Below are 21,132 nucleotides of genomic sequence, written 5' to 3'. Positions count from 1 at the left end.
TGCTTTTTTTGGTCAGTTGACGTATTATTAAATAATGGGAATCTGTGCCGCCATATATAAGCCCCTATATAACCTTTTAAATTATTATCGAATGATGAAATTACCGCCTCTTCACAAGGCGGAGTCGGAGGAGAAGTCTGGATAAGTTAATCTCGACTATTTTAGAGATAAATGTTTGTTGATAAGAACGATCGCTCATCCCAGAAACCGGGTTTATTTATCCCGTGCGATCGCCTTTCTCAATGCAGCGTGATTGATGATTTGTAGGAATATAGCCTGAATTCCTCAAATATTCAGAAATTTGACTCGTGTTAAAATCAAAGCTCAGATCGGAATAGGAGAAAATTCTTATGCCAGCGATGACACTCAAAGATTTAAACCAAGTTCAAACCCTTTTTTCCGAAGCGGGTTTAGATTACAAAATTGAATTAGAAGACGGGAGACTTTCAATTGTGGGCCCATCAGACATCGTATCCAGTGAAATCAGCAGTATTTTGATTCGCTTGCTGGGTAACTGGGTTTATCCCCGTCGCTTGGGGAGAGTCTTTGACTCCGCAGGCGGTTTCATCATGCCGGATACGAATGTCAAAGCACCGGATGTTTCTTTTGTGCGGGCCGCCCGCTTGCGCCAAAGTCCGCGTTATTTTGGAGAACTTGTCCCGGATTTGGTGGTTGAGATTAAATCTCAGAGCGATCGCATTAAGCTTATAGAAACCAAGGTTTTGAAGTTTATAGAATTGGGTGCGATCGTCGGAATTCTGATAGATCCTGATGAAGAAACAGTAACTATTTATCGCTCTACAGGTGAACCGACTGTTTTAGGAAATGGCGATATCTTAACAGTAGCAGAACTTTTTCCCGGTTGGGAATTGCCCGTTTCGGAATTGTGGCCTCCTATCTTTACGGAGGAAGAAACACAATTGTGATTCGTTTAAGCTTGGGATTGTTGTTGCAGAAAATAGCCGACGAGATAAAGAGAACCGCAAAGGATTGTTAGGTTGTCACCTGTAACAGCAGCATCTAAGGCTGTTGTTAAGTCGGGGAAGGCTTGACAGAGAGTTAATTCGGGGCAGATAATTTGAGCTAGGGCGGCTAATTCTGCGGGGGATGATGAGTTTTGATCGGGTACGGGTACTAAGTAAAGTCGATCGCCCTTTTTGAGTAATGCTTTCAAAATATCGTCGCAGTCTTTAGTCGCAAGAATGCCGATTACCCAGTTAATCGGTTGGGAACTTTTAAGATTATCGACATATTCACGCAGGGCGATCGCTGCGGCGGGGTTGTGCGCGCCGTCAATTAATAGGTTGTGGTTTTTCCAAGTTGTCTGCTGGAGTCTTCCGGGCCATTGGGTTTTGGCGATACCGTTTTCGATGGCGGTTGGGGAAATTTGCCATCCTTGGTTTTGGAGAGTTTGCAAAGTTGCGATCGCAATTGCTGAATTCATTAGTTGAATTTTTCCCAGCAGTGGCAATTGATATTTTATTTTATCCGCATTTTGATTAAACTGATATTCTGCGAATCCTTGTCCTAAATCTATTGCTGGTTTTACCCAAGTTGCCGGACAGTCTAATTCTTGAATGCGTTTTTCTACTACTATTCTAGCGGATTCTGGCAATTCTCCGATAACTGCCGGACATTTTGCTTTAAGAATTCCCGCTTTTTCCCCAGCAATATCTGCGACGGTGGGGCCGAGTATTTGCCAGTGTTCGAGACTGATAGAAGTGATGACGCTAGCGAGAGGTGTTTCGCAAACGTTAGTCGCGTCTAATCTACCGCCCAATCCAGTTTCTATGACTGCGATGTCTGTTTTTTGTTCTGCGAAATACAGCCAAGCTGCTGCGGTGATTATTTCAAATTGAGTTGGAGTTTCGGTATTGTTTTGGGTGGCGGCGACAACTCGTTCTAGACACTGTTGCAATTCTGTTGGGGAAATCGGTTTTTGGTTGATGCAAATTCTTTCTGTCCAATCGATTAAGTGCGGCGATGTGTAGCGCCCGACTCGATAGCCTGCTTCGGTTAGTACGGAAGAGAGATAAGCGCAAACGGAACCTTTGCCATTGGTGCCAGCAATGTGGATAATGGGTATTTGTTGGTGGGGGTTGTCTAGTTTTTGGAGAAGTTGGTGAATTCTTTCTAAGCCGAGATGGACGCCGAAATGTTGGTAAGATTGGAGGATGGATTCTGCATTCATTGAGGATGATAAATTCTGTTTGTGTGTGAATTAGATTTTTTTTATTAACCGCAGAGGGCGCAGAGGGCGCAGAGTGAGAGAAGAAAGAGAGATATATCTAAGAAAAGAGAGGTTTATAATTGATTTAGTGTATTTATTGCGGGTGAAAAAAGGTGGCTTTGGATATTATTTCTCTGTTTTCTGGTTGTGGCGGGTTGGATTTGGGTTTCCGCTTAGCTGGGTTTAATCCGGTTTGGGCGAATGAATATGATAAGTCTATTTGGGATACGTATAATTTCAATCATCCTGAAACCATTTTAGATCGCAGAGATCTCAGAAAAATTAATTCTGATGAAATTCCCAACTGTATTGGGATAATCGGCGGGCCTCCTTGTCAAAGTTGGAGTGAAGCAGGGGCGAAACGAGGGATTGATGACAGTCGGGGTCAACTTTTCTGGGAGTATATCAGAATTGTGCGAGACAAGCAGCCTTTGTTTTTTTTAGCTGAGAATGTTAGCGGAATCTTAGCTCCCAGAAACAAGGATGCTTTTACTTATATATTATCGCAGTTTGAGGACATCGGCTATCGGGTTTCGTACAAGTTGTTGAATGCTAGAAATTTTGGGGTTCCGCAAGATAGGCAAAGGGTGATTGTTGTTGGCTATCGGGAAACTCTGGGTTTGGGTTTTGAGTTTCCCGAACCTGGAACCGATGTTTTGACGCTGAAAGATGCGATTTTTGATTTGCAGGCGATCGCTCCTATGTCAGTTAAGGCTAAATTAGATAATTATCACGATTCTGTCCCAAATCACGAATGTGCGGATTTGGGGTTTTCCAGCATTTATATGTCGCGGAATCGAGTCCGAAGTTGGTCAGAACCTTCTTTTACAATTCAGGCAAGCGGCAGACACGCGCCTCTCCACCCTCAAGCTAGTAAAATGATTCTGGTTGGCAAAGACAAACGCATTTTTGACCCCAATTCGCCTCAGCCTTACCGTCGGCTTTCTGTGCGAGAGTGTGCGAGAGTTCAGACTTTCCCGGATGAGTTTATTTTTAAGTACAAGTATATTGCTGATGGATACAAAATGGTCGGCAATGCTGTTCCTGTAAATTTGGCTAGAGTTTTAGCCAGTAAGATTTTTGAACATATTGGAAAGTCGGGCATAGGGAATAGGGCATTGGTATCAACTGAAACCGACAATCTACCAGTCGCTAGGGAATAAATTCCACGGGGCTTTTAGCGAAAGTCCTCGCTAGGAAGACTAATCTCAAATCCGTTGACATCAGAATTATTCATCTCTCTCTTCTCCTCCTCTGTGTCCTCTGTGTCCTCTGTGGTTTAATCATTCCGAATTATCTGTCATTTAAATTTTGTTAACTGACTAAGATTGTGCTGAATCGCATTTATCCCGCGAATATGAGACAAGGGAGAACCTCCGTACAAAAAGCTATTCAAACTAACTTGATAATTTTGTTGAACTGCTAAATCCAGCCACAAATTGTTAATCGCATCTCCGGGCTTGTAGTCGGGAATGTTGTGCTGATAATAAGGAAAACTGTCTATACAAGTATTGAAAAAGTTCTTGCGCCCGCAATGCTTTAAATACTGATATCGCGGTTTGAATTCTGTTTGATTTTCCAATACTGTATATATAGTATCTGCGAGAGATTCTGGGTCAAATTTGGCGTAAAGACCCGCACCTTTGGGGAAAACTGGCGAGTTTCCTCTGGCGTATTGGTTGAATTCTTCAAAACAAATTACTGGTACATTGCAACTCATGGCTTCGGTAATGCCCCGGTTTTTTCCTTCGAGGAGGGAACCGAGGACGAATGCTTGGGCTCGCGAATAATATGTGGGGATTTCGCTGTAGTAGTCTACTCTCGGCACTAAGTTAATGTAGTCGGAGGGATTGCCTAAAATTTCCTCCACTTGTTGCCATTCTTGTAAGGCGTACTGGTCGAGAGTTTTCAGGTTGCTAGCATCAAATTCGTGGCCGGTGACGACTGTTAATTTAATCGGTTTTTGCGGATATTTTTGGCGGTAAACTTTTAAGGCTTTGGCTATGATTGGCAAATTTTTTTCTTCGGAAATTCGGGCGACGGCTAGCAAGTCTATGTCTTTGGCGGGGACGTTGCGCGGGGAAATTAAGTATTCGTTGATGAAGTCGGTGTCTTGCAGTGGTATGATTGGTTTGTGAGCGCGCTCTGGATAAGTTTCGCGAAACCATTTATCCCGCTGCGAGTTTTTGTATAAACTAGAGTAGGCGTCAGCTATGGGGGCCCAGGAATAGGAGATTCCGGGGGAATAGGCGAAGGATAAAAATACTGAGGAAAGTTGGGGAAATAGTTTGTTGATGAGTTCGACTGCTTCGCTGAAATAAATTCCTTTGATGAAACGTCCTTCGTAAAACAGCGGGGGAAGCAAGACGTAGAAACTGACGGTATCGAAGCGGTGGGGTTGGTCTTCAAATATTTCCCAGGTAAAGGCGTCTAAGTCTGCATAAATTTCGGCGATTGGTTTGTTAATGTGGGGGTTTCGTAAATACGGCTTTTGTCGATCGTAGTTTCCGCGTACCATATAATTCTGAGTGTGAGTATCTAGCTTTTTTTATTTAACCGCAGAGGCCGCAGAGACCGCAGAGGAGAAGAGAAGAGAGTTATTCACAAGTCATCGACGGGTTGTTCTACTGATTCATTGTCGCCTATTGTGAGGGCGAGTTGGTAGATTTGGCGACGGGGGAGGGATGTTTGTTGCGCTAGTTGACGGCTGGCTTGGGAACGACTTATGCCTTGTGCAATTAATGTTTGCAATTCTGCTTTAATGGCGTCTTCGGAAAATATTGGGGCTGCTGTTTGGATGCCGGCAATTACGAGGGTAAATTCTCCCTGGGGTTCGCGATTGGTGTAAAGTGCGATCGCACTTTCTATACTACCACGCCAAAACTCTTCGTGCATTTTCGTCAATTCCCTCGCCAGCACAATCTGTCTGTCGCTTCCCAAACTATTTGCTAAATCTTGTAAAGTTTGCCGCAATCGGTGGGGAGATTCGTATAATATTATAGTGCGGGATTCTATTTGCAAAGCTTCTAAACTTTGTTGGCGTTCTTGACCTTTCACGGGTAAGAAACCTTCAAATACAAATCTCTCAGTGGGTAATCCCGATGCAGTTATACCAACTATGCAGGCGGTCGGGCCGGGAATCGGAATAATGTTAATATTAGCATCGGCGCAAGCTTTGACTAACTCGGAACCCGGGTCAGAAATTCCCGGCATTCCAGCATCGGTAACGAGGGCAATACTCTTCCCTAATAGCAGTTTGTCGATTAATTCGGGGAGTCGCTGGTGTTGGTTGTGTTCGTGATAGCTGATTTGGGGAGTTTTGATTTGAAAATGGTGCAAAAGTTTGCCTGTATGGCGGGTATCTTCGGCGGCGATGAAGTCTACTGTTTGCAAGATTCGGATGGCGCGAAAGGTCATGTCTTCGAGGTTGCCGATCGGGGTTCCTACGAGGTAAAGTGTTCCTGTATTGGGATTTGCTTGCATTTTGATATTTTGAAGTTTTTAATCGCAGATAAAGCACGGGCGGGACGCCCATGCCACACATTTAAGAAGATATGAAAACGGGATTGTTTTTGGGATTGGCGACTTTAGATTTAGTTTATTTGGCCCAGAAGCCTCCGGGTGAAAATCAGAAAGTTGTTGCTTCTGATTGTACCATTGCTGCGGGCGGGCCGGCGGCGAATGCTGCGGTCACTTTTAGCTATTTGGGGAATGCGGCGATATGGGCTGGGGTTTTGGGCACTCATGCGATCGCCCAATTAATTCGTGCAGACTTAGCGGAGTATAATGTCAGGATAATTGATTTGGAGCCCGGGCGATCACACTCGCCGCCAGTTTCCTCGATTATTGTAACTGAAGCAACGGGCGATCGATCGGTAATTTCCATCAATGCTACGAAATCGCAAGTTGACAGTCAAACAATTAACCAGGATATTTTAACATCAGTTAGTATGGTACTGCTTGACGGACATCAAATCGCAGCCAGCAAAGAAATTGCTCAACTTGCCCACTCGAAAAACATTCCCATTGTCCTCGACGGCGGCAGTTGGAAACCCGGATTAGAGGAAATATTGCCTTTCGTTGAATGGGCTGTATGTTCCGAGAATTTTCATCCGCCCAACTGCGACAATTCCGAACAAGTCTTTGCTTACCTGTCAGCAGCCGGAATTTCCCATATTGCCATCACGCGCGGCGAAAAATCAATTTTATACCTCAGCAATGGCAGTTACGGCACTATACAAGTACCTCAAATTCAAGCCACAGACACTTTAGGCGCAGGCGACATCTTTCACGGCGCTTTCTGTCACTACATTTTGCAAAATAACAACTTTACAGATACTCTCACTGCAGCAGCTAAAATCGCTTCCCATTCCTGCAAAAACTTCGGAACCCGCGGCTGGATGAATAAGGGTTAATTTTAATTAAAAATTAACCAAAGTATCCGGGGAAAACCCCTCCCAGCTAGAAAAGTTGAACTAGCAACACCTGTTAAGTTAAAATCCTGACAGCAACCTCGACAAAATTTGTGAACTTCTCTCTTCTCTTCCTTCGCGCCCTTTGCGCCTTCGCGGTTCCTTAACCAAATTGCTATATTAGTAAGACAAGTTAAAGTCACACAAAACACTCCCAAAACAACATACCCGAATCATGCCTGACACCCAACCTCTAACTATCACCCTTCCCCCTTTGCGGATTACCCTAACAGAACAACAGCAAGTTAACCTAGAATGGCTGACACAAAACTTGCCCAATCTACTCACCCCAAGCAAACAAGAAATCCCCGACAATATGAAACAGTGGGTGGCGGCTAACAAATTATTAAATCAACCCGACGCAGAAATTATTCAAGCACTAATAAATACCGGCATAGATGCAGAAACAGCCACCGCAGAAGTTAGGGAAATATCATCTCATCCCTATTTTCAAGCAGGTAGTCAGTACGTCCAGTTATTGCATAAATTAGAATCGCATCTTAGGATTAGCAATCAATTAGCCGCATTGTCTTCCAAATTTGGCACAATCGAACGTAAAAGCAGCCTTTCCAGAGAGTATTTTCTTGAAAATTACTACGCCAAAAATACTCCAGTAATTATTACCAATATCATGCACAACTGGAAAGCATTGCAGTTGTGGACGCCGGAGTATTTGCAAGAAAAATATGGCGATGCAGAGGTACAAATTCAAGCCAACCGGAACTCTGACCCGAATTACGAAATTAAGATAGAAAACCACAAAAAAATTGTTTTGTTCCGCAAATATGTAGAGATGGTGGTCAAGGGCGGGCCTAGCAACGACTACTACATGGTTGCTAACAACCAAACTCTGGAAAGAGAGGAATTTAAACCCCTATTCAACGACATTGAAATTTTTCCAGAATACCTAAATCCAACGGATACAAAAGGCAGAGTTTTCTTTTGGTTCGGCCCGAAAGGCACGATTACACCACTCCACCATGACCCAGTTAATTTAATTTTAGCTCAAGTGTCGGGTCGCAAACTAATTAAATTGATTTCTCCGCAACAAACACCTCTGCTTTATAATCACGTCGGTGTTTTCAGCAAAGTGGACGGCGAAAATCCCGATTATGACAAATACCCGCTTTACAGAGATGCGAAAATTATTGAAGTAATTTTGGAACCGGGAGAAGCTATCTTTATTCCTGTCGGTTGGTGGCATCATGTAAAATCATTGGAGGTTAGTATTTCGGTTTCGTTTACTAATTTTGTGTTTCCTAATTATTATGAATGGAAATATCCTCATATTAATTGGTAATTGCTAATGTATGGTTTCCAGGGGCGGGCACGGGGACACCGCCCTACAAAAATCTGCGTTAATCGGCGTTCATCTGCGGTTCATAAACAAGAAATTCATGAAAACTCTCGAAGAAATCAGCGAAATTGCCCGATCGATCGCCTGGAGTGCATCAGATATCCTACAATCCTATTATCGGCAGGATTCCAACACTCCTAACCTCGACATCCAAGAAAAAAAAGATGGCCCCGTCACCGCCGCCGATGTCGCTGTCAATTCTTACATTCTCGACGAATTGCAGTCGGCTTTAGGGAATGCAGAATTTGGGTATCTCACCGAAGAAACTTACAAATCTTATTTAGAAAAAAACGGTCAAGTTCCCTTACCTCAAAGTTGGGTTTGGATTATTGACCCGTTGGACGGAACGCGAGATTTTATTGACAGGACAGGTGAATTTGCAGTTCACATTGCTTTAGCGTTCGAGGGAAGACCGGTATTAGCAGTTGTGGCTTGGCCCCAACAGCAAAAGATTTATTACGCAATCCGCGAGGCGGGCGCTTTTATGGAAAGTCGGAACGGTTCTGCGGTAAAATTGCAGGTTTCGGCGCGAAATATAGTGGCAGATTTATCTATAGTAACCAGTCGCAGTCACCGGGGCGATCGCTTTAATCAATTGTTACAAAAACTGCCTTGTCAAAATCAAATAGCTGTCGGCAGTATCGGCTGTAAAATTGCGACAATTGTCGAACAAAAGGCTGATGTTTATATTGCGCTTTCGGGAAAGTCTGCACCGAAAGATTGGGATTTAGCGGCACCGGAATTAATTTTGACGGAAGCGGGCGGCCAATTTACTCGTTTTGACGGTTCTACTTTGCAATATAACCGGGGAGATGTGAGTCAGTGGGGGGGATTGTTGGCGAGTAACGGTTACTGTCACGCTGCTTTGTGCGGGCAAGCTGAGCAAATTTTAGCGGGGATAGATGGGAGTTTGAGGTAAGTACGTGAAGCGAAGCTATCCCGTAGGGAATCGCCCCTAAAGATTGTCACGGATAACTCGTAGCGGCGGGTTTTACCAACAATAATTGCCTAAAACCCATAATACAGTAAAGCCGCTCCGATCGCACATATATCAAAAATCCCCCTCTTAATATTTCATTATCATTACACTTGCGATTGAATGCTTTTTGTGTTACCCTATCCACCTCGCCTTAGCTCCTCCGCAATATTACTTAATAAAATTCCCCAACTTTATCAAAAATTTAATTAAATAGGGGTTTATAAAGAAAACTTTATATAGATTTTCTCAAAAAACAGTTATTGTTACTACAACCTTCAGGAATAGTTTCGGACGCAAGTCGCGAAACAGGGGAATCTTTATCTTTTTTTAGCTATTAGTAGGTGTATTATGCCAAATTTAAATAATCAAGTTTCATCAAGCGCGATCGCCTTTATCGACACTCAAGTTGAAGATTATCAAAGTTTGATTGCCGGGGTAAAACCGGGTACGGAAGTAATCGTTTTGGATGGGAATCGGGATGCGATCGACCAAATTACTCAAATTTTAGCTCTTCGTACCAATATTGACAGCATTCACATCGTTTCTCACGGTGCTCCGGGTAGCTTGCAACTCGGCGACGTTCGCTTTAGTTTAGATGATATAGAGTGCGATCGGCAGGATCTACAGCAATGGTTTTCGCCACAAACCGACTCAAGGAGCAAAAATCGACCTAATATCCTCCTATACGGGTGTTCCGTAGCAGCAGGCGAGACAGGTAAAGCATTTGTCAAACGCTTGAGTGAGTTAACGGGGGCAAGAGTTGCCGCTTCCCAAAACCTCACCGGAAGTGTAGCAAAGGGCGGCGACTGGGAACTGGAAGTCAGAACCGGGAAAATTGAAACACCGCTGGTATTTGAAGCCGAGGTGTTAGCGGGTTACGAGTACGTTCTGTCTACTTTTGGTGCTGCGACTAATTTTCCCATAACCTACAGTCTCCGTAAAGTTGCCAGTGGCGATTTTAACAAAGACGGCAACCTTGACCTAGCCTTTGCCAGCACAGGACCTGATCGCAACGTCTCGATCGCACTGGGAGATGGCACTGGCAAATTTGGCGCTGCCATTAATCTTAACACCAGCCCGCCGACCGCGCTCACTACCTTCTCTGTCGCTGTAGGCGACTTTAACAACGACGGTAATTCTGACCTGGTTACGGCCAATTCTTCTTATGCTAACAACGTTTCTCTCCTGTTAGGGAATGGCGATGGCACTTTTGGTGCAGCCACCTACTTTGGTGTGGGGTCAAGTCCCAATAGCGTAGCTGTGGGAGACTTCAACGGGGACGGCAATTCAGATGTAGCTACAGCCAATCAAAGCTATGATGGCACCGTCTCCATCTTGCGGGGAAATGGTAATGGTACTTTTGGCGCAGCTACTACTTTGAGCGTGGGGTCAAATCCCTATTTTGTGCTTGTCGGCGACTTTAACAAGGATGGCAAGTCTGACTTAGCGACAGCGAACTTTGGTTCTAACAGCGTATCCATCCTGTTAGGGAATGGCGATGGCAGTTTCGGCGCCGCCACTAACTTTACCGTTGGAAATAGCCCTAATTACATTGCTTTAGGAGACTTTAACGGAGACAATAATCCTGACTTAGCAACGAGTAACGAAGGCGACTCAAACAACGTATCAATACTGTTAGGAGATGGCACAGGAAGCTTTAGTGGATCTAACAACTTTGGCGTTGGAACACAACCCCTTGCTATTGCTAGTGGTGACTTCAATGCAGATGGAAAAGTCGATTTAGCCACAGCCAACAATACATCGAACGATGTCTCCGTCTTGTTTGGAAGTGGCAATGGCAGCTTTGGGACTGCCACTAATTTTATTGTGGGAACCAATCCCCAAGGTATTGTTGTCGGCGATTTTAACAAAGATGGCTTATCTGATTTAGCTACGGCGAACTTTGGCGGTCAAAACACCTCAATTCTGCTGAATACATCCCCGGCGGTAAATTTTGGGGCTGCAACTTACAGCGCAATAGAAGGAACCGCAGATACAGTAGTCAATATTCCCGTTACTATCAGCGGCACTCCTGACGCTGCTTTAACAGTACCAATTGTCATCGACCCCAGCAGCACAGCCATCCAAAATTCAGACTACACCTTTTCGCCTACTACTGTTACTTTCCCCGCAGGTGCAACAGGTGCCGCACTCACCCAGAATATTGCAGTCACGATAAAACCCGACAATCTCCCTGAAAACGCCGAAACCGCAATCCTCAACTTTGGCCCAATCACCGGAGGCATTGCAGGTACAACAAAACAAACAACATTAACTATTGCTGCTAACGGTAGTGTTTCTTACGCTGTAGCCGCCGATATTGCAAGCATTTCTGAAGGTAATAGCGGCACAAAACCTCTGACTTTCACTGCGACTCGCAGCGGCAACACAGGCGGGGCAAGTAGCGTCAATTATGCAATAGGAGGAACAGCTACAAACGTCAGCGATTACAACAATATTGGCGGCACTTCAGGGGCAACTGCTGCTACTGGCACAATTAATTTTGCCGCCGATGAAACATCCAAAAGCATTACTCTCGATGTATTAGGCGACACCCTAGTTGAACCCGACGAAACCATAGCCGTCACCATTTCAAGTCCCACAGGCCCAGGCGTAACACCGACAATTACCACTGCTACCGCTACCACAACTATTACTAATGATGACAAAGCTGGCTTTACTATTAACCCAACAGCATTAACTACAAGTGAAGTCGGTGGCACTGGTACCTTCACTGTCAAACTCAACTCTCAACCCACTGCTGATGTTGCGATCGATTTGAGCAGTGACAATGTTGCAGAAGGAACTGTTTCAACTAATAGATTAACTTTCACTTCTGCTAACTACGATCAACCGCAACCAATAACAGTGAGTGGTGTTGACGATTTAGTAGCTGATGGCCCTCTACCTTACAAAATTGTCACGGCTGCTGCTGTCAGCACCGATCCTAATTACAATAACGTCGATCCTGATGATATCACCGTCATCAACAGTGACAATGAAACTCCGGGAATTACGGTAAATCCGACGGCGGGATTAACTACTGGTGAAGATGGCACAAAGGCTAACTTTACTGTGGTTCTAAATACTCAGCCGACTGCTGATGTGACTATCGGTTTGATCAGTGACAATATTGCCGAAGGAACAGTTTCGACTAATAGTTTAACTTTCACTCCTGCTAACTGGAATACACCGCAGCCAGTGACAGTAACAGGGGTTAACGATAGCATTGTTGACGGCGATATTGACTACAAAATTGTTACGGGGGCTGCTGTTAGTACCGATGCCAATTACAGCAACCGAGATGTAGCGGATGTTAGCATTACCAATAAGGACAATGATACGGCTGGTGTTTCTATTACTCCTACGGAAACAACTGCTACAGAAGGCGGTGCGAATGGCAGTTATGGCATCAAATTAATGTCGCAGCCGATCGCCCCTGTGACGATTAGTTTTGCCAATGGCGATCAAATAAATGCGATCGCACCGATTACCTTCGACACGACTAACTGGAATGTGGCGCAACCAGTCACAGTCACGGCTACAGACGATGCGGTTGTGGAAGGGCCGCACACAGGCAGTATTTCTCATACGGCTGCTAGTGCTGATAGTAAGTATAGTGCGATCCCGATTCCGGGCGTGACAGTGGCGATTACTGATAACGATGTAGCACCGCCAACGCCGACACCCGTCACTCCGACACCGACACCCGTCACTCCGACACCGACACCCGTCACTCCGACACCGACACCCGTCACTCCGACACCAACGCCGACACCCGTCACTCCGACACCGACACCCGTCACTCCGACACCGACACCGACACCCGTCACTCCGACACCGACACCCGTCACTCCGACACCGACACCGACACCCGTCACACCGACACCGACACCAGTCACTCCGACGCCAACGCCGACAACTGGCACTCCGACGCCGACACCGACACCACCGCCAACTGCTGGTACGATCGACACACAGAAGAATTGGTGCGGCGTAGAAGCTGGATTGGATAAACTTCAGAAAATTCTTGACAACCAATTACAGGCAGTTAACCTACCCATTGTCGGCCCACTGAAGAACATTTCCCCAGATTTTATTAGCAACTTCAAGACTAAGCTAGTCGATGCAGTTAAAAATGGGGCAAATCAAAGTATCAGTCAGTTAGAAAGTAGCATCCGCACAGCACTTGGGCCAGATTTCACAGTCGCTCTAACTGGGAATTCGACACCTGATGAAAACACGTTGCTAATTACCCTTGGCAAACAATATCAGTTTCCCGACATCAATCTCTCTAAAAACTTAGGAGTACCGGCATTAAGCTTAGATGTAGATGGGAAAGCCAAATCAAAATACAACTACAACTTGTCCCTAGGAGTTGGTGTTAGTAAAGATTTCGGCTGTTACATAGATACTGACAAAACCAAGTTAACCGCCAACATTGACTTCGGCCTAAATGACCAATTCAAGGCAAAAGGCAACTTAGGCTTTTTCCAAGTAGACCTCGCCAACGATCCCAAAAAACCGACTAAAGTCGATGCCAACCTCGAAGTCAAGCTGAAGGACTTAGACAATCTTGGTGGGCCCAATGATGGCTCTCGCCTCACCCTGCCAGAACTGCAAGGTAACTATCAGTTCAAAGACTTATTCAATGCCAACTTAAAGAGCAATGCCAATCTCGGTCTCACCGCAAAGACCAGCATCAACGGCAATGCTGCCTTCCCCTCCTATAACTTCGACTTAGCAGTTAATTGGCCGATCCTAAATTACGCTAACGGTCAATTAACCGGGCCGCAAAAGCCCGCAGTTGCATTTAACAATATGCAACTAGATTTGGGGACATTTGTAAACAACTTTGCCAAACCAGTGATTGGTAAAATTTCCGATGTCATTAAACCATTTCGACCAGTTATCAACTTGCTGAATGCCGACACCAAGTTACTGTCTAAACTAGGGATAGCGGGGCCGTTTGATAAAAATAAGGATGGCAAAGTTAGCGTACTAGAACTGGCAGCAAAAATCTCTGGTCGCGATATCGATACTCGCTTTTTAGATGCGGTTGCCAAGGTTGATAAAGTTGTTAATTTGGCAAACCAAATAGCAAACTCTCCCGATAAAATCGACTTGGGTTCCTACACTCTGGGGAATATAGATGTTACCGCTCAAAGTGCTAATCTTCAGAATGCTTCCCCAGTGGCAAAAACTGCTGTACAGCAAACCGCTAAGCAACAAATTAACTCCAAAACAAATGGCAAGGTCAAGGAATTTTTAAATGCTTTACAAGACATTGATGGCTTTGATGTGCCACTCTTGACCAAACCGCAAACCGCGATTCAATTGCTGATAGGTAAACCGGATGTTCCGGTATTCACCTATCAGATGCCCAAACTGGGATTTAACTTTAATCTTCGGAAAGATTTTCCGATATGGGGGCCCATCAATGGTTTACTTGAAGGCAAGTTTAGTGCTTCAGCTCATCTAGGATTTGGGTACGACACCTACGGATTAAACCAGTGGAAAAACTCGAATTTTGCTGCGGGTTCTGCTGGCAAAGTTTTGGATGGATTCTATGTAAGCGATCGCGAAAATGCTGACGGCACAGGACGAGATGTTGACGAACTCACACTTGACGCTAGTATTGCGGTGGGTGCTGGGATAGACGCGAAAATTGTCTCCGGTTATGTCAAAGGTGGAATTCAAGGAAAAGTCGGCATCGATTTGATAGATATTGGAGAATTTCAGCCCAAAAAAGGCGGTGACGGCAAAATCCGAACATCGGAAATTACTTCCCGCATCAGCAAACCCTCGCAACTGTTTGATGTAACAGGAAAAGTCAATGCTTTTTTGGGTGCTGAAGTTAAGTCAATTTCAGTGAAAATCTGTAAGAAAACTATTCCAGCAGTAAAAGTTTGGACGCCGTTCGGTCGCAAAACCATCACCCCTGAATTCAACCTACCTTATCCCTGCGGATTAGATTACAAAAAAGTCTACGATAAGAGCTTTGCCACATTTGAGTTAGCTAAGTTTAGTTTAGGGCCGAGTTCTAGCACTAGGGGCAAAGCAATTAACGGTTACATGGCCGGGGCGACAGTCTTCTTCGATGCCAACTTTAATGGAATCCAAGATGAAAACGAACCGTTTTCAATTACTAACGCAGAGGGCAGCTTTGACTTAGATGTCTCTCTTGACCAATTCGACAAAAATAATAGCGGCGACCTTGAACCGGATGAAGGCAAAATTGTACTGATAGATGGCATCAATACCTCTACTTATTTGCCACAGCAAACGCCCCTATTTGCCACACCAGATGCTACTGTCGTCACTCCGTTAACTACCCTATTGACCGAGTTAATCGAGCAAGGTACTGACCCTAATCAGGCGCAAATTCAAGTAAAATCTGCACTGGGAGTGTCGTCAGGAATTGACTTGACTAGCTACGATCCGCTACAGGCAATTACTCAAAACGACCCGAACGGTTTGGCGGTTTATGCAGCACACGCTCAGCTACAAAACACCATTGTTTTGATAACTGATTTAATTAGCGGTGCTTCAAATACCGCGAAAAATGAGATTGCCGATCGCGTAATTTCCGCCGTTGCCAATCAAATTAAATCTGGCACTGTCGATTTAAGCAATTCAACGCAATTGCAGGCCATTATTGAGTCGGCGACAAGCCAACTGCAAGTACCGCAAGTATCTAGTATTGCTTCGGATGTTGCCTCTATTATTGCCGAGGGAAATCAGCGAATTGGTGCGATCGCCTCCAGCAATTCCTCGCCCTCAGATGCCGCGACAGAAATCGCCCGCATACAAAAAGTCGCACAAGGAGAAGTAGCCCAAGATTTACTGCAAGTCGCAGCCGGAAATAAAACGATTCAGTCGGCGATTTCCGAAAATACTGGTGCATCTCTAAATACCAAAATTCAGTCGGCAACAGCTAACAATCCCACAGTCCGCAATACCTTAGATACTGATGAGTCTAGCACACCATCTACACCCGATGAACCATTCCCAGAAAGCGGTATTGAATTCGTTAAAGATGGGGAAAATACTACCGAAAGCACCGATGGCGATGATACCCTCATGGGCAGCGCTAGCGATGATATATTGCGCGGTAAAAAAGGGAATGACCTGTTGTTTAGCCTTGATGGGAATGATTGGATGAATGGCAATCAGGGGAACGACTTAACAGATGGTGGAATTGGGGACGATACGCTTTATGGCGGAAAAGGTTTTGATACTTTGACTGGTGGTGTCAGCAGTGACTTCCTTTCTGGCAATCGAGGTGAAGATATCCTAATTGGTGAAAAAGCCGACGATACTCTCTACGGCGGTCAAGGCAATGATATTCTGCTAGGAGGTCAGGGTAACGATTTCCTCAGCGGCGATTTGGGCCAGGATACCTTAGTAGGGGATGTAGGCAATGATAAATTCTTACTCTCTACCAATTCTGGTATTGATACAATTGATGACTTTGAAGTCGGTCAAGACTTGTTAGTATTGGGTAACGGGTTGAGTTTCTCGCAATTGGCAATTGCCGAAGATAGCGGTTCAACTTTAATTCGGTTTGCCCAAACAGGGGAGATTTTAGCTTCTCTCAGTAGTGTTTCTGCTAGCAATATTAGTGCGGTTAATTTCGGATTGCTTTAAGAAAGATGTGGGTTCAAGCACTTATTCTATCGGACTTTAAAGTAAGTACGTGAAGCGAAGCTATCCCGTAGGGAATCGCCCCTAAAGATGGTAGGAAATAAGTTTTAGGGGCGGGTTTTACCAAAAATAATTGCCTAAAACCAATTATCTCGTAAACCCGCCCCCACCCTTGCCCGAAAATCCGCCAGGGGTTGAAACTAACGGCGGAATCCCATCGCACATCTGTATCAAAAATCCCGCTCTTAATATTTCAGTCTAATCACACTTGCTATTGAACGGTTTTTGTGTCATATTCTCCACCTCGATATCGCTCATCCGCAATATTTTTTAATAAAATTCCCCAACTTTATCAAAACTTTAATTAAATAGGGGTTTATAAAGAAAACTTTATATAGATTTTCTCAAAAAACAGTTATTGTTACTACAACCTTGAGAAAGTGTTTCCGATGTAATTCGCGAAACAGGGGAATCATTGTCTTTTTTTTAGCTATTAGTAGGTGCAGTATGCCAAATTTAAATAATCAAGTTTCACCAAATGCGATCGCCTTTATCGACACTCAAGTAGAAAATTATCAAAGTTTAGTCGCTGGGGTAAAACCGGGTACGGAAGTAGTCGTTTTGGATGGGAACCGGGATGCGATCGACCAAATTACTCAAATTTTAGCTCTTCGTACCAATATTGACAGCATTCACATTGTTTCTCACGGTGCTCCGGGTAGCTTGCAACTCGGCGACGTTCGCTTTAGTTTAGATGATATAGAGTGCGATCGGGATTCTCTACAGCAGTGGTTTTCGCAACGAACCTACTCAATCGGCGACACTCGACCTAATATCCTGCTGTACGGGTGCTGTGTAGCAGCAGGCAAGACAGGTAAAGCATTTGTCAAACGCTTGAGTGAGTTAACCGGGGCGTCGGTTGCGGCTTCCCAAAACCTCACGGGAAGTGTAGCAAAGGGTGGGGACTGGGAACTGGAAGTCAGAACCGGGAAAATAGAAACGCCGCTAGTATTTGAAGCCAAAGTATTAGCAGCTTACGAGTATGTTTTGAATAGTTTTGGTGCAGCTACAAATTTTGGCGCAGGGTCAGGTCCCGGACGTATTAATGTAGGAGATTTCAACGCTGATACTTTCCCCGACTTGGTAATAAGCAACCAGAATGACGACAACGTTTCAATTTTGTTAGGGAATGGCACAGGGGGTTTTGGCACAGCTACCAATTTTGCCGTAGGTTCAAGTCCGGGTTACGTCACATCGGGACTGTTTAACAATGATAATTTCCCCGACTTAGCAGTAGTAAATAGTAGTAATATCTCAATTCTGTTAGCAAATGGTACTGGTGGCTTCTATGTAGGTAATGATTTCAATGTGGGTAATACTCCCCTTTCAATAGCTGTCGCGAACTTTAACGCCGACACTTTCCTCGATTTAGCAGTGGTAAACGCTAACCCTCAAGGTGCTTCTGGTAGCGTCTCAATTTTGTTGGGAAATGGTGCTGGCAGCTTTGGGGCTGCCACTAATTTCAATGTTGGTGCCATTCCTGGTTCCATTGTTGTAGGCAACTTTAACGCTGACAGTTTCCCCGACTTAGCGGTTGGCAACAGCTTCTCTAATAATGTCTCAATTCTGTTAGGAAATGGTACGGGTGGATTTAGTGCAGCTCCTAATGTTGGGGCTGTACCAACTCCAAATTCGATCGCCACTGGGGACTTTAACGGAGACAATTTCCTCGACTTAGCCACAGCTAACGGCGGTTCTAACAGTGTGTCAATTCTATTGGGAAATGGCACTGGTGGCTTTGGCCCGGCCACTACTGTTAACGCAGGGGCAGGGCTTAACGGCATTGTGGTGAAAGACTTTAGCGGAGATGGCAGACTTGACTTAGCAGTTACAGGAACCAGCGGCGCTGCAATTTTAGTAGGCAACGGCAATGGCGGTTTTAGTTCACCCATTAACTTTGCTGCAGGGACAAGTCCAATTTCCCTTATTTCAGGCAACTTTAATGCTGACACTCTCCCCGATTTGGCAGTAGCGAACAACGGTTCAGGTAACATTTCGGTGCTGCTGAATACACCCACTACAGTATCCTTCGTTCCTCCCAAAATAGGCAACACTTACAACGTCAATGAAGGCACAACCGACACAATAATTGATGTCCCGGTTACTATCAGCGGTGGCACTCCCTTAAGTGATTTAAATGTACCCATTGTCATCGATACCAGCAGCACTGCTACTCAAGGTGCAGACTACACTCTTTCAACCACATCCCTTACTTTCTCAGCAGGCACTACTACTCTCACCCAAAATATTGGTGTCACTATTAAAGCTGACAATATCGTTGACAGTAACGAACAGTTAGTTCTCAATTTTGGTGCGATTACAGGCGGTGTTCCCGGCGGTACGAGTCAAGTGAAAGTGGCTATATTGGACAGGAATAGTTCTTACTCAATTGTCGCCGACAATCCTACCATTACCGAAGGCAATACTGGCAAAACTCCTGCGACATTTACTATTACTCGCAGCGGTAGCACGGAACTTTGGAGTACCGTAGATTATGCCATTACTGGAACTGCGACAAACGACACTGATTACAACAATATCGGCGGCACTTCTGGCGCAACTGCTGCTACTGGCAAAATCAGTTTTGCTGCGGGAGAAACATCCAAGACTATTACTTTGGATGTGTTGGGAGATGGCAATATAGAACCGGATGAAACTGTTGCCATTACTTTATCAAATTCAGTTTCACCGGGTGGCGCACCGACTATTGCGACGGCTACCGCTACCACAACTATTACTAATGATGATACTGCCGGCATCACTGTCAGTCCAAAAGCAATATCAACAACCGAAGCTGGGGGAAAGGCAGAGTTTACTGTCAAATTAAACGCTGCACCAACTGCTGACGTTACCATCGATTTGAGTAGTTCCAATCCAGCAGAGGGAACAGTTTCTCCTAATAGCTTAACTTTTACTCCCGCTAACTACGGTGAACAAACAATAACGGTGAGTGGTGTTGACGATTTGGTAGCTGATGGCCCTCAAGCTTACAAAATAGTCACGGCTGTTGCTGTGAGTACCGATGTTAATTACAAAAACCTCGATCCTGATGATGTCGCCGTCACCAACAGTGACAATGAAACTCCGGGAATTACGGTGAATCCGACGGCGGGATTAACTACTGGTGAAGATGGCACCAAGGCTAACTTTACTGTGGTTCTAAATACTCAGCCGACTGCTGATGTGACTATCGGTTTGATCAGTGACAATATTGCCGAAGGAACAGTTTCGACTAATAGTTTAACTTTCACTCCTGCTAACTGGAATACACCGCAGCCAGTGACAGTAACAGGGGTTAACGATAGCATTGTTGACGGCGATATTGACTACAAAATAGTCACGGCGGCTACTGTTAGTACAGATGCGAATTACAGCAACAAAGATGTAGCGGATATTAGCATTACCAATAAGGACAATGATACCGCTGGTATTTCTATTACTCCCACGGCAACAACTGCTACTGAAGGCGGCGCGGCGGGCAGTTATGCGATCGAGTTAACGTCTCAGCCGATCGCCCCTGTTACCATTAACTTTAATGCCGGAAGTGAAATAAATGCGATCGCGCCTGTTACCTTTGACAGCACGAATTGGAATGCTGCCAAAACAGTCACAGTCACCGCTACCGACGATAGCAAAGCCGAAGGCACGCACAGCGGCACGATCGCTCACACTGTTACCAGTACCGACACTAAGTATAGCGGCACAACAATTCCGGATGTCAATGTAGCGATTACCGACAACGAAACAGCAGGTGTCAGCATTACACCTACGAACACAACTGCTACTGAAGGGGGTGCCAATGGCAGTTATGAGTTCAAATTAACATCGCAGCCTTACGCCCCTGTTACTATTACTCTCACAACAGGTAATCAGATTGAAGCGCTCGCGCCTATCACTTTCACTGCGGATAATTGGAATGTCGCTCAACCCGTTACGGTAAAAGCTGTTGATGATACGGTTGTGGAAGGCGCGCACAGCGGCAATATCACTCACAGTGTGAGTAGCACTGACGCTAAGTATAATCTAGTTGTGGTGCCAGGGGTGACAGTGGCGATCTCGGATAACGATGTAGCGCCACCGCCGCCGACGCCGACACCGACTCCGACGCCAACAACTGGTACGCCGACGCCGACACCAACTCCGACGCCAACAACTGGTACGCCGACGCCGACACCAACTCCGACGCCAACAATTGGTACGCCGACGCCGACACCAACTCCGACGCCAACAATTGGTACGCCGACGCCGACACCAACTCCGACGCCAACAATTGGTACGCCGACGCCGACACCAACTCCGACGCCAACAATTGGTACGCCGACGCCGACACCAACTCCGACGCCAACAATTGGTACGCCGACGCCGACACCAACTCCGACGCCAACAA

10 protein-coding genes are annotated in these 21,132 nt (G+C 45.3%); 7 read left to right on the top strand and 3 right to left on the bottom strand.

Going from position 1 to position 21,132, the window contains the following annotated elements; genetic code table 11:
• Positions 1-350 precede the first annotated feature (350 nt).
• On the top strand, positions 351-926 hold the full coding sequence (locus QUA07_RS16870; RefSeq protein WP_333327028.1) for a Uma2 family endonuclease: 576 nt from the start codon (positions 351-353) through the stop codon (positions 924-926).
• 5 nt (positions 927-931) lie between these two features.
• Here QUA07_RS16870 and QUA07_RS16865 read toward each other — a convergent pair whose 3' ends face one another.
• Positions 932-2,191, bottom strand: a complete 1,260-nt coding sequence (locus tag QUA07_RS16865; RefSeq protein ID WP_333327026.1) for a folylpolyglutamate synthase/dihydrofolate synthase family protein — start codon at positions 2,189-2,191, stop codon at positions 932-934.
• A 152-nt stretch (positions 2,192-2,343) separates the two neighbouring features.
• Between QUA07_RS16865 and QUA07_RS16860 the strand changes: the two genes are divergently transcribed.
• Positions 2,344-3,393 carry a DNA cytosine methyltransferase gene (locus tag QUA07_RS16860; protein ID WP_333327024.1) on the top strand — a complete coding sequence of 350 codons (1,050 nt, stop codon included), beginning with the start codon at positions 2,344-2,346 and terminating at the stop codon, positions 3,391-3,393.
• Positions 3,394-3,530: 137 nt separating this feature from the next.
• Here the strand turns inward: QUA07_RS16860 and QUA07_RS16855 are convergent, their stop codons facing one another.
• The gene (locus tag QUA07_RS16855; protein ID WP_333327022.1) at positions 3,531-4,748 is read right to left on the bottom strand and encodes a glycosyltransferase; all 1,218 of its coding nucleotides are present in this window, start codon (positions 4,746-4,748) and stop codon (positions 3,531-3,533) included.
• Between the two features lie 83 nt (positions 4,749-4,831).
• The gene (gene rsmI / locus QUA07_RS16850; protein ID WP_333327020.1) at positions 4,832-5,713 is read right to left on the bottom strand and encodes a 16S rRNA (cytidine(1402)-2'-O)-methyltransferase; all 882 of its coding nucleotides are present in this window, start codon (positions 5,711-5,713) and stop codon (positions 4,832-4,834) included.
• A gap of 71 nt (positions 5,714-5,784) precedes the next feature.
• Here rsmI and QUA07_RS16845 point away from each other — a divergent pair, with 71 nt between their 5' ends.
• The 5 genes from QUA07_RS16845 to QUA07_RS16825 form a co-directional block, all read left to right on the top strand.
• On the top strand, positions 5,785-6,645 hold the full coding sequence (locus QUA07_RS16845; RefSeq protein WP_333327018.1) for a sugar kinase: 861 nt from the start codon (positions 5,785-5,787) through the stop codon (positions 6,643-6,645).
• A gap of 232 nt (positions 6,646-6,877) precedes the next feature.
• Positions 6,878-8,002 carry a cupin-like domain-containing protein gene (locus tag QUA07_RS16840; protein ID WP_333327016.1) on the top strand — a complete coding sequence of 375 codons (1,125 nt, stop codon included), beginning with the start codon at positions 6,878-6,880 and terminating at the stop codon, positions 8,000-8,002.
• Between the two features lie 97 nt (positions 8,003-8,099).
• Positions 8,100-8,978 carry an inositol monophosphatase family protein gene (locus tag QUA07_RS16835; protein ID WP_333327014.1) on the top strand — a complete coding sequence of 293 codons (879 nt, stop codon included), beginning with the start codon at positions 8,100-8,102 and terminating at the stop codon, positions 8,976-8,978.
• Positions 8,979-9,386: 408 nt separating this feature from the next.
• Positions 9,387-16,688, top strand: a complete 7,302-nt coding sequence (locus QUA07_RS16830) for a DUF4347 domain-containing protein (protein ID WP_333327012.1) — start codon at positions 9,387-9,389, stop codon at positions 16,686-16,688.
• Between the two features lie 504 nt (positions 16,689-17,192).
• The coding region (locus QUA07_RS16825) for a DUF4347 domain-containing protein (RefSeq protein ID WP_333327010.1) at positions 17,193-21,132 on the top strand (3,940 nt) is incomplete at its 3' end.

The organism is Microcoleus sp. T3_A4 (genome assembly GCF_036700465.1).
Classification (GTDB): Bacteria; Cyanobacteriota; Cyanobacteriia; order Cyanobacteriales; family Microcoleaceae; genus Microcoleus.
Note: the sequence above shows the minus strand (reverse complement) of the source record. Positions and strands in the feature narration are given on the sequence as shown.